General features: G+C 40.1%; 9 protein-coding genes, 1 tRNA gene, 1 rRNA gene and 1 pseudogene. All 12 read left to right on the forward strand.

Annotated elements, in window-relative coordinates:
- Positions 1–5: 5 nt before the first annotated feature.
- Complete coding sequence (locus D8804_RS09750; RefSeq protein ID WP_000018239.1) at positions 6–1355, forward strand: glucose-6-phosphate isomerase; 1350 nt, start codon at positions 6–8, stop codon at positions 1353–1355.
- 183 nt (positions 1356–1538) lie between these two features.
- The gene (locus tag D8804_RS09755; RefSeq protein WP_038804195.1) at positions 1539–2339 is read left to right on the forward strand and encodes an SDR family oxidoreductase; all 801 of its coding nucleotides are present in this window, start codon (positions 1539–1541) and stop codon (positions 2337–2339) included.
- Positions 2340–2401: 62 nt separating this feature from the next.
- The gene (locus tag D8804_RS09760) at positions 2402–4228 is read left to right on the forward strand and encodes a BglG family transcription antiterminator (RefSeq protein WP_080639548.1); all 1827 of its coding nucleotides are present in this window, start codon (positions 2402–2404) and stop codon (positions 4226–4228) included.
- Positions 4228–4725 (forward strand): transcriptional regulator GutM, encoded by a 498-nt coding sequence (locus D8804_RS09765; protein ID WP_033585448.1) that lies wholly within the window; start codon positions 4228–4230, stop codon positions 4723–4725. The genes D8804_RS09760 and D8804_RS09765 overlap by 1 nt, the downstream gene beginning before the upstream one ends.
- Positions 4722–5267, forward strand: a complete 546-nt coding sequence (gene srlA, locus D8804_RS09770) for a PTS glucitol/sorbitol transporter subunit IIC (protein ID WP_001015684.1) — start codon at positions 4722–4724, stop codon at positions 5265–5267. Before D8804_RS09765 ends, srlA begins: the two co-directional genes overlap by 4 nt.
- 13 nt (positions 5268–5280) lie before the next feature.
- Positions 5281–6261 (forward strand): PTS glucitol/sorbitol transporter subunit IIB, encoded by a 981-nt coding sequence (srlE, locus tag D8804_RS09775; RefSeq protein WP_038804194.1) that lies wholly within the window; start codon positions 5281–5283, stop codon positions 6259–6261.
- A gap of 98 nt (positions 6262–6359) precedes the next feature.
- The gene (locus tag D8804_RS09780) at positions 6360–6731 is read left to right on the forward strand and encodes a PTS glucitol/sorbitol transporter subunit IIA (RefSeq protein ID WP_008808177.1); all 372 of its coding nucleotides are present in this window, start codon (positions 6360–6362) and stop codon (positions 6729–6731) included.
- Between the two features lie 196 nt (positions 6732–6927).
- Positions 6928–7404: pseudogene (gene pgi / locus D8804_RS09785) on the forward strand (glucose-6-phosphate isomerase); the annotation flags it as partial.
- Positions 7405–7531: 127 nt separating this feature from the next.
- Positions 7532–8992, forward strand: a complete 1461-nt coding sequence (gltX, locus tag D8804_RS09790) for a glutamate--tRNA ligase (RefSeq protein WP_125399636.1) — start codon at positions 7532–7534, stop codon at positions 8990–8992.
- 12 nt (positions 8993–9004) lie between these two features.
- Positions 9005–9439 carry a cytidine deaminase family protein gene (locus D8804_RS09795; protein ID WP_125399637.1) on the forward strand — a complete coding sequence of 145 codons (435 nt, stop codon included), beginning with the start codon at positions 9005–9007 and terminating at the stop codon, positions 9437–9439.
- A gap of 117 nt (positions 9440–9556) precedes the next feature.
- A tRNA-Glu gene (locus D8804_RS09800) sits at positions 9557–9628 on the forward strand.
- A 232-nt stretch (positions 9629–9860) separates the two neighbouring features.
- Positions 9861–9939, forward strand: a 16S ribosomal RNA gene (locus D8804_RS09805); the annotation flags it as partial.

A 9939-nucleotide genomic window follows, 5' to 3' on the forward strand; every position in this document is an offset into this window, starting at 1 on the left:
ATATTATGTCACATATTAAATTTGATTATTCAAAAGTATTAGATAAATTTGTTGCACCACATGAACTAGATTATATGCAGCCTCAAGTGACTGCAGCAGATTCTGCTCTGAGAAATGGTACAGGTCCTGGGGCAGAAATGACTGGCTGGTTGAACTTACCTGAAGAATATGACAAAGATGAATTTGCTCGTATTCAAAAGGCTGCTGCTAAAATCCAATCTGATAGTGAGGTATTGATCGTAATCGGTATTGGTGGTTCCTATTTAGGAGCTCGTGCAGCTATTGATTTCTTGAATAATTCATTTGTAAACTTGCAAAGAAAGGAAGAACGCAAGGCACCTCAGATCCTCTATGCTGGAAACTCTATCTCTTCAAGCTATTTGGCTGATTTGGTAGACTATGTATCAGACAAAGATTTCTCAGTAAACGTGATTTCTAAATCAGGTACAACAACTGAACCGGCTATTGCTTTCCGTGTCTTCAAAGAACTCTTGGTTAAGAAGTACGGTCAAGAAGAAGCTAACCAACGTATCTACGCAACTACAGACCGCGCTAAAGGTGCAGTTAAAGTTGAAGCAGATGCTAATGGCTGGGATACTTTTGTAGTGCCTGATAGTGTAGGTGGTCGTTTTACAGTATTGACAGCAGTGGGGCTCTTGCCAATCGCAGCTGCAGGAGCTGATATCAGCAAGTTAATGGAAGGAGCAAATGCTGCTCGCAAGGCTTATGCTTCTGATAAGTTGGCTGAAAATGAAGCATATCAATATGCAGTTGTACGCAATATCTTGTACCGTAAAGGTTATCTGACAGAAGTTCTAGCTAACTATGAACCATCTCTGCAATACTTCTCTGAGTGGTGGAAGCAACTGGCTGGTGAGTCAGAAGGGAAAGACCAAAAAGGGATTTATCCAACTTCAGCTAACTTCTCAACAGACTTGCACTCTCTGGGACAATTTATCCAGGAAGGTACCCGTATCCTCTTTGAAACAGTTATCCGTGTAGATAAACCTCGCAAAAATGTGCTGATTCCTGAATTGGCAGAAGACTTGGACGGTCTTGGCTACTTGCAAGGAAAAGATGTTGACTTTGTCAATAAAAAAGCTACAGATGGAGTGCTGTTAGCACACACTGATGGTGGAGTTCCAAATATGTTTGTGACACTGCCTGAGCAAGATGAGTTCACTTTGGGCTACACTATTTACTTCTTTGAGTTGGCTATTGCTCTTTCTGGCTACCTGAATGGTATCAATCCATTTGACCAGCCTGGAGTTGAAGCTTATAAGAAAAACATGTTTGCTCTTCTTGGGAAACCAGGCTTTGAAGAGCTGGGTGCTGAGTTGAATGCACGCCTTTGATTCTCATATGCTTTGAGTTCATTTAGAATATAAAAAGATCCACAAGTTCATTTCTTGTGGATTTTTAGTACAAGCCTCTTAATTAGTTTATTATTTTTTTTAAAAGTGTAAAAAAGAGTGTCTTAATTCTTTTATGAAAGCGCTGTATAATTGCCTTGTAAATAAAATTTGAGAGGTATCAAAATGAATGATTGGTTAAACATAAAAGGCAAAACAGTTCTTGTGACTGGCGCGTCATCTGGGATCGGTAAGGCAATCGTTGAAGAATTGCTGGAATTAGGAGTCAATGTAGCGAATTTTGATCTTAGCGACAACGATTTGCGTCACCCGAATCTATTATTTGTAAAAGTTGATGTAACTTCTCGCTCTGAAGTAGAAGAGGGTGTTGCCAAAATAGTTGAAAGATTTGGCAATATTGATGCGGTAGTCAATAATGCAGGGATTAATGTTCCCAGATTATTAATTGATGCAGAAAATCCTAAAGGTCCTTACGAGTTAGACGATGAAACGTTTGAAAAAGTAACAATGATTAATCAAAAAGGTTTGTATTTGGTTAGTCAGGCAGTAGGACGTATTTTAGTGAAAAATGGAAAAGGTGTAATTGTGAACATGGCTTCAGAAGCAGGCTTGGAAGGTTCTGAAGGACAAAGTGCCTATGCTGCCACAAAAGCAGCAGTCTATAGTTACACTCGTTCATGGGCAAAAGAGCTGGGTAAGCATGGTGTACGTGTGGTTGGAATTGCTCCAGGAATTATGGAAGCTACGGGACTTCGAACTCTTTCTTATGAGGAAGCTCTTGCTTATACCCGTGGAAAGACGGTAGAAGATATTCGAGCTGGTTATGCTTCAACTTCAACAACTCCTTTGGGACGAAGTGGTAAACTACGGGAAGTAGCTGACCTTGTAGCATTCTATATTTCAGACCGTTCTAGCTATATAACTGGAGTCACTACAAATATTGCCGGAGGGAAAACTCGCGGTTAAAAAAATGAAGGTGAGGAAGAGAGTTGACCATAGTAAATCGATGGTATAATATTTTAGAAAAAATGGTCTCACAGCCAACTTATTCCTTGGTAGATATGCGCTCAGAGCTGGATATTAGTATGCAAACCTTGCAAAAGAGTATCCAACAATTAAATGATGTTTTGGCTCCGAGTATCCAGATTATCTCACAAGATGATCAGTTAATGTTAGAGGTGTATGACTATACTGAGTTGGAAAGGATTTTATCTGGTAGTTTAAAACGGGAGAGTGACTTCAATTCTTCCAGTAAAAGAATTGCCTATTTACTAAAACGTTTAATTGAGTCAACCTCCCCTCTTCTTATTGACGACTTGGCTGAGGAAGCAGGTGTTAGTAGAAGTACCCTTAATAAGGATTTAAAACAAGTAAAATCTTTGGCAGAGAGTTACTCTATCACTATTTCAGGAAAGCCCAACCGTGGGCTGGAGGTCTTGGGGTCCGAGCTGAATTTGCGCTTGCTCTATATTCACCAAGTGGCCCCTTACTTTGAAGGAAAGACACTCACCGAGGCAACATCTTCTTTTCTGGAGACGCTACTCCAGGAGTATAAAATCCCGAAAGAAACAAAGGAACTCCTTCGAAAGACCATTTCAATTATGGTGGAGCGTATTCATGCATCTAGGGTGTTGAGTTGCCCTATTCCTTACTATAGGAATGATTTAACAGAGACACCTTTGGTTGAAAAATTAATCTATCATATTGAGATGACTTATAAGATTTCCCTCAGTCAGTTTGAGATAGACTTTTTGTGTTTTCCGTTTAATATCCGTTTTATTGACACTTTAAGCAAGCCGTCTTATCAATCTGAACAGCTTGCAAACATTTTTCAAGGGATTGTCAAGAAAGTCAAAGAAACAATGTTGGTTAACTTTGATGATGAAGAATTATTTGAAGAAATCAAGTCTCATCTAGGCTCCTTAATCAATCGACTGATTTTCCATGTGCAAGCTAATGATATATTCCATGGCGAGGTTCAAACTCAATATCCTTTTGCTTTTGAAATGGCGAAAATTGCTGGAGAAGAACTATCTGCAATTTTTGGTTCTGAATTGGAATTATCTGAAATCGGATATCTGGCTTTGTATTTTGAAATGATTTTAAGAAAGCAAAACTCTGTTGTAAATGGTTCTCGCAAGCAGATAGCTGTAGTTTGCACAACAGGAAGAGGAACTGCTGCGATGATTATTCAGCAACTCAGACGAATTCTTGGAAATGATGTAGACATTACTCAGTATTCTGAAGAGGATTTTAATCTGGATTTGAATCAGGACTATTTCGCGATTTTTACGACAGTTCCTCTAAAATATAAAGATTCTAAATCTCCAGTCATTCAAGTTAATCATCTTTTTGATGATCAATGGCTGCAGGAAGAATGGCAGAGGGCCAATGCTTTTCATCAAAAAAATCTAGAAACAGTCAGCTTACGTTTTCTTCGTTTGACTCCCCAAAAAACCTATCAGCAATACTTGCTAAATATGGTTGCAGAGTTAGAGAAACTTCAGATGATTGATGAAGGTTTTAGAAATCGGATAATTGATAGGGATAAAAAACAATCAACCATTTTTGGTGGAGGAATTGCCTTCCCCCATACAATTAACCAGGGTTATGCAAAGACTATTTTAATGTTTGGAAAGCTAGAAGAGCCTTATCAAAAAGGAGATGATTGGATTGAATTTATCTTTCTAGTCGCCATTCCCTCAGAAATTGAAAGCAAAATGGAGAGTGAATTGCTGGAATTGTATGACGACATTTTTCGAATTGCAGGAGAGCCTTCTCTAAAAGAAGCATTGAGGGCTGTAGAAACAGAGACAGAGTTTCTATCATTTTCTAAGAGCAAAGGAGTATTTTAATGAATTCGCTAATAATTTTCGCTGTATTTGTCATGGCAGCTTATATATTTCAAATGTTCCTCGGCTGGCAGCAACTCAAAGACTTCAATAAGACCTATACGATGCTCCGAAAACTGGGGCGCGTAGCGATTGGCAGGAAGTCCGGAAGAATCAAATCCGGTACGATTGTCATGTTCGCGGTTGATGAAAACGGTCGGGTTCTTAAAGCTAGCAAAATGCAAGGAGTCACAATCTTAGCACGTTTTCAAAATATGGACGATTATGTTGGAGAAGACATCCATTATTTTGACAAGTATAATCCTCTTGTGAGAAAAGAAAATAAGTTGATGCAATCAGCCATAGAAGATGCTAGAAAAGTCTATCTTTGGAATGAGGCAGGTATTGAGAAAGAGACAAGTTCATCTGATTCTTTTCTGGGATTCGGCTTTTATGCGAATTACTTACAATTATCTATTAAACAGTTATTTAAAAAAAATAAGAAAGGGAGTTCCTTATGAATCACATTACAAATTTTGCAGAGAGTTTTATGAAACTCTTCCAATTAGGTGGAGAAACCTTTATTAGCTGGATGACAAATATTGTACCGCTTGTCTTGATGCTATTGATTGCAATGAATACCCTTATCGCTTTCTTGGGAGAAGAGAAGGTCAATTCCCTGGCTAAGATTTCTGCCAAAAATCCTGTTAGCCGGTATATGATTTTACCTTTCATTTCTGCCTTTATGCTGGGGAATCCGATGGCAATCAGTATGGGACGTTTCTTACCAGAATATTATAAACCTAGTTTTGTAGCAGCTCAGATGCAGTTCTGCCACACTTCAAATGGTGTATTTCCGCATATCAATCCTGGGGAATTGTTTGTATGGATGGGAATTGCAACAGGAATTCAAACTTTAGGTTTAAGTCAAATGGACTTAGCCATTCGTTACATGCTTGTTGGGCTTGTCATGAACTTTGTAGGCGGTTGGGTGACCGATTTTACAACTGCTTATGTAGCAAAACAGCAAGGTGTTACCTTGAGTAAAACATTTGATTTATAGAAAGAGTGAAATTATGTCATATAAGAGTATAAAAGTTGTTAAAGGAAATGGCGGTTTCGGAGGACCTTTGGTCATTACACCTAGTGAAGCTAAGCATAAATTCATCTATATCACTGGCGGAGGAGAAAAGCCAGATATTGTAGATAAAATTGCTGATTTGACCGGTATGGAAGCTGTTAATGGGTTTAAAACTTCTATCCCAGATGAGGAAATTGCTTTAGCAATCGTGGATTGTGGCGGTACTCTTCGCTGTGGTATTTATCCTAAAAAGGGGATCCCTACAATAAATATTGTCGCTACAGGGAAAAGTGGGCCTCTAGCTCAATATATAACCGAGGAAATCTATGTGTCAGCAGTTGGCCTTAATCAAATTTCTGCTGCTAATGAAGACGAAAAAGCGACAACTGTGGTAACAGAAAAGCCAACTTACGATACTAGTAAAAAAATTACAGAGCAAAAAGCTGAAACAAGTATTGTAGCAAGAATTGGGATGGGCGCTGGGAAGGTCGTTGCGACTTTCAACCAGGCTGCTCGTGAAGCCATCCAAACAATGCTCAACACGATCATTCCTTTCATGGCCTTTGTTTCCTTGCTGATTGGGGTTATTCAAGGTTCAGGTGTTGGAAATTGGCTGGCAAAATTAATGGTTCCCCTAGCTGGGAACATCTGGGGACTCATTTTGATTGGCTTTATCTGTTCCTTGCCATTCCTATCTCCTTTGTTAGGCCCCGGAGCTGTTATCAGTCAGATTATTGGAACCTTAATTGGAGTTGAAATCGGCAAAGGGACTATTCCGCCCCAAATGGCTCTGCCAGCTATATTTGCTATCAACACTCAAAACGGTTGTGATTTCATTCCTGTAGCACTCGGTCTATCTGAAGCCAAGGCTGAAACAGTTGAGGTTGGTGTCCCTTCTGTGCTTTATTCACGCTTTCTCAATGGTGTTCCGCGGGTGCTAGTAGCTTGGATAGCTAGTATTGGCCTTTATCAGTAAACTTTTGATAGATGCACGTAAACATAGCAACTATTATGTTAAACTTATCTATAAGCATAAGTTTATGACAGATTTGAGAAAGGATGAATAGGAATTAGATGAAGAAAATTTTTGAAGCTAAAGTAATTCAAGTGGGGCCTGAAGCTCAGAATATGATTCAAGATGCCAATATGCTCATTTTGTTTGGAGAAGAAGCTCCGGAAGACTTAGCAGAGTATTGTTTTAAAATCGATAACAAAAATCTTCTAGGTGCAATACTAGAAGGTGGAAAGCTGGTGGTAGATAGTCAGGAATATTCGATTACTGCCGTAGGAAATGTAGTAGAAAAAAATTTAACTGGACTGGGCCATATCACGATTTCTTTTGATGGTTCAAAAGAGGGCAGCCTGCCGGGCACTCTCCATGTTGCAGCAGACCAAGCAGTAGTAATTGAAAAGGACTCTACCATTCAGATTTTCGAAACTGCTTGACCATAATAAAATTTCAAATCAAGCAATTTAGAAAAATAAAAGTCTAAAAAATTGATTCAGAGCTTGGACAAAAAGTCCAGGCTTCTGGGTCTAAATTAGAAAAAATAGATGACGCAGTGGTTGATTGGCAAGTCAATCAAACTAGCCAGTCAGTGCAAGGGAATTCCCAGCAGATGGATCCACAAGGGGTGCCTGAACAGAAGGGAAAGACCAAAAAGGTATTTACCCAACTTCAGCTAACTTCTCAACTGACTTACACTCATTGGGTCAATTTATCCAAGAAGGAACTCGTATCATGTTTGAAACAGTTGTCCGTGTTGACAAACCACGTAAGAACGTGATCATTCCTACTTTGGAAGAAGACCTTGATGGACTTGGTTACCTTCAAGGAAAAGACGTTGACTTTGTAAACAAAAAAGCGACTGACGGTGTTCTTCTTGCCCACACTGACGGTGACGTACCAAATATGTATGTGACTCTTCCAGAGCAAGATGCCTTTACTCTTGGCTACACGATCTACTTCTTCGAATTGGCAATCGCCCTTTCAGGTTACTTGAATGCCATCAACCCATTTGACCAACCAGGTGTTGAAGCCTACAAGCGTAACATGTTTGCCCTTCTTGGGAAACCAGGATTTGAAGAATTGAGCAAAGAACTTAACGCACGTCTATAATAGAAGAAAAGAGTGGCTTGTCCACTCTTTTTACTCTCTTTATTCGTAGACATTGGACTCAGGCGAGACTTGTGATATAATATAGAAAGCAAAAAGGCAGACGCCTAGAGACTTTATAGGAGAAACTATGTCAAAAGATATCCGCGTACGCTACGCACCAAGTCCAACAGGACTACTACACATCGGAAATGCCCGTACAGCATTGTTTAACTACCTTTACGCACGCCATCATGGTGGAACTTTTATCATTCGTATCGAAGATACTGACCGTAAACGCCATGTTGAGGATGGAGAACGTTCACAGCTTGAAAACCTTCGTTGGTTGGGGATTGACTGGGATGAAAGCCCAGAAACTCATGAAAACTACCGCCAATCAGAGCGTTTGGAACTCTATCAAAAGTACATCGACCAATTGCTAGCCGAAGGAAAGGCCTACAAATCTTACGTTACAGAAGAAGAGTTGGCGGCTGAACGCGAACGCCAAGAAGCAGCTGGCGAAACACCACGCTACATCAATGAATACCTTGGCATGAGCGAAGAAGAAAAAGCAGCTTATATCGCAGAACGTGAAGAAGCAGGAATCATCCCAACGGTTCGTTTGGCTGTTAATGAATCTGGTATCTACAAATGGCATGATATGGTCAAAGGAGATATCGAATTTGAAGGTGGTAACATCGGTGGCGACTGGGTAATCCAAAAGAAAGACGGTTACCCAACTTACAACTTTGCTGTTGTCATCGATGACCACGACATGCAAATTTCCCATGTTATCCGTGGAGACGACCACATTGCCAATACACCCAAACAGCTTATGGTTTATGAGGCTCTTGGTTGGGAAGCACCAGAGTTTGGTCACATGACTTTGATCATCAACTCTGAAACGGGTAAAAAATTGTCTAAACGCGACACCAACACCCTTCAGTTTATCGAAGACTACCGTAAGAAAGGCTATCTTCCAGAAGCTGTCTTTAACTTTATTGCCCTTCTTGGCTGGAACCCTGGTGGGGAAGACGAAATCTTCTCTCGTGAGGAATTGATTAAACTCTTTGATGAAAACCGCCTCAGCAAGTCTCCTGCAGCCTTCGATCAGAAGAAACTAGACTGGATGAGCAATGACTACATCAAGAGAGCTGATCTTGCGACAATCTTTGAAATGGCTAAACCTTACTTAGAAGAAGCAGGGCGTTTGACTGACAAGTCAGAGAAAATGGTAGAACTCTACAAGCCACAGATGAAGTCAGTGGATGAAATCGTTCCATTGACAGATCTTTTCTTTGCAGATTTCCCAGAGTTGACAGACGCTGAGCGCGAGGTCATGTCAGGAGAAACCGTTCCTGTTGTTCTAGAAGCCTTCAAAGCGAAACTAGAAGCAATGACAGATGAAGAATTTGTGACAGAAAACATCTTCCCACAAATCAAAGCAGTCCAAAAAGAAACAGGTATCAAGGGCAAGACTCTCTTTATGCCTATTCGTATTGCTGTATCAGGTGAAATGCATGGACCAGAATTGCCAGATACCATTTACCTGTTAGGCCGCGAGAAATCTATCCAGCATATCGAGAACATGCTGAAAGAGATTTCTAAATAAAAAGGACTTCCGATGGATACATGGGAAAAGATGTACGAAGAAGCACGAACCTTATACAATCCTCATGTAGTTTCTGACTTTGTTTATGCTAACCATGTCGTTGCCGCGGTAGAAGCGGAAGATGGTCAGATATTCACAGGATTTTGTATGGAGGGCACTTGTGGCGTTTTTCATCTTTGTGCAGAACGAGCAGCTCTCTTCAATATGTATCAATTTTCAGGACAAACCAAAGTTAAGAAAATCCTCGCTTTTCGAGATAAACCGCCTTACGGTGAAAGTTCGGGTATGCCCTGTGGCGCATGCAGAGAATTTCTCTTAGAATTGAATGCTGAAAATAAAGAAGCAGAGTTCATGATGGACTACGAAGCAAGAAAAACAATCAAGGTTGCCGAATTGATCCCTTACTGGTGGGGAGAGGAACGCGCGACTAATTGGCAAACAAAATAGAGAGAGTCAGTTAAACTGGCTCTTTTCTATTATCATAGAAAAATTTGTATAGGAGATTAAAAAAGATCTTGACAAAGTGTAAAAAGTAGGTATAATAGAAAGAGTTGAAAAGCTCAAGGTCCGTTGGTCAAGGGGTTAAGACACCGCCTTTTCACGGCGGTAACACGGGTTCGAATCCCGTACGGACTATGTGTGTATCGCAGGGACGAAAAAAGTAAAAAAAGTTTCAAAAAAGTGTTGACATAGGTTAGCAGCTGTGATATACTAATATAGTTGTCGCTTGAGAGATTGAGTGACAAAGACCTTTGAAAACTGAACAAGACGAACCAATGTGCAGGGCACTATAACTAAGGTTATAGTACTGAACAATGAAAAAAAACAATAAATCTGTCAGTGACAGAAATGAGTGAGAACTCAAACTTTTAATGAGAGTTTGATCCTGGCTCAGGACGAACGCTGGCGGCGTGCCTAATACATGCAAGTAGAACGCTGAAGGAGGA

Origin of the sequence: Streptococcus oralis, from assembly GCF_003944215.1 — a bacterium.
In the GTDB taxonomy this organism is placed as follows: Bacteria; Bacillota; Bacilli; order Lactobacillales; family Streptococcaceae; genus Streptococcus; species Streptococcus oralis_BI.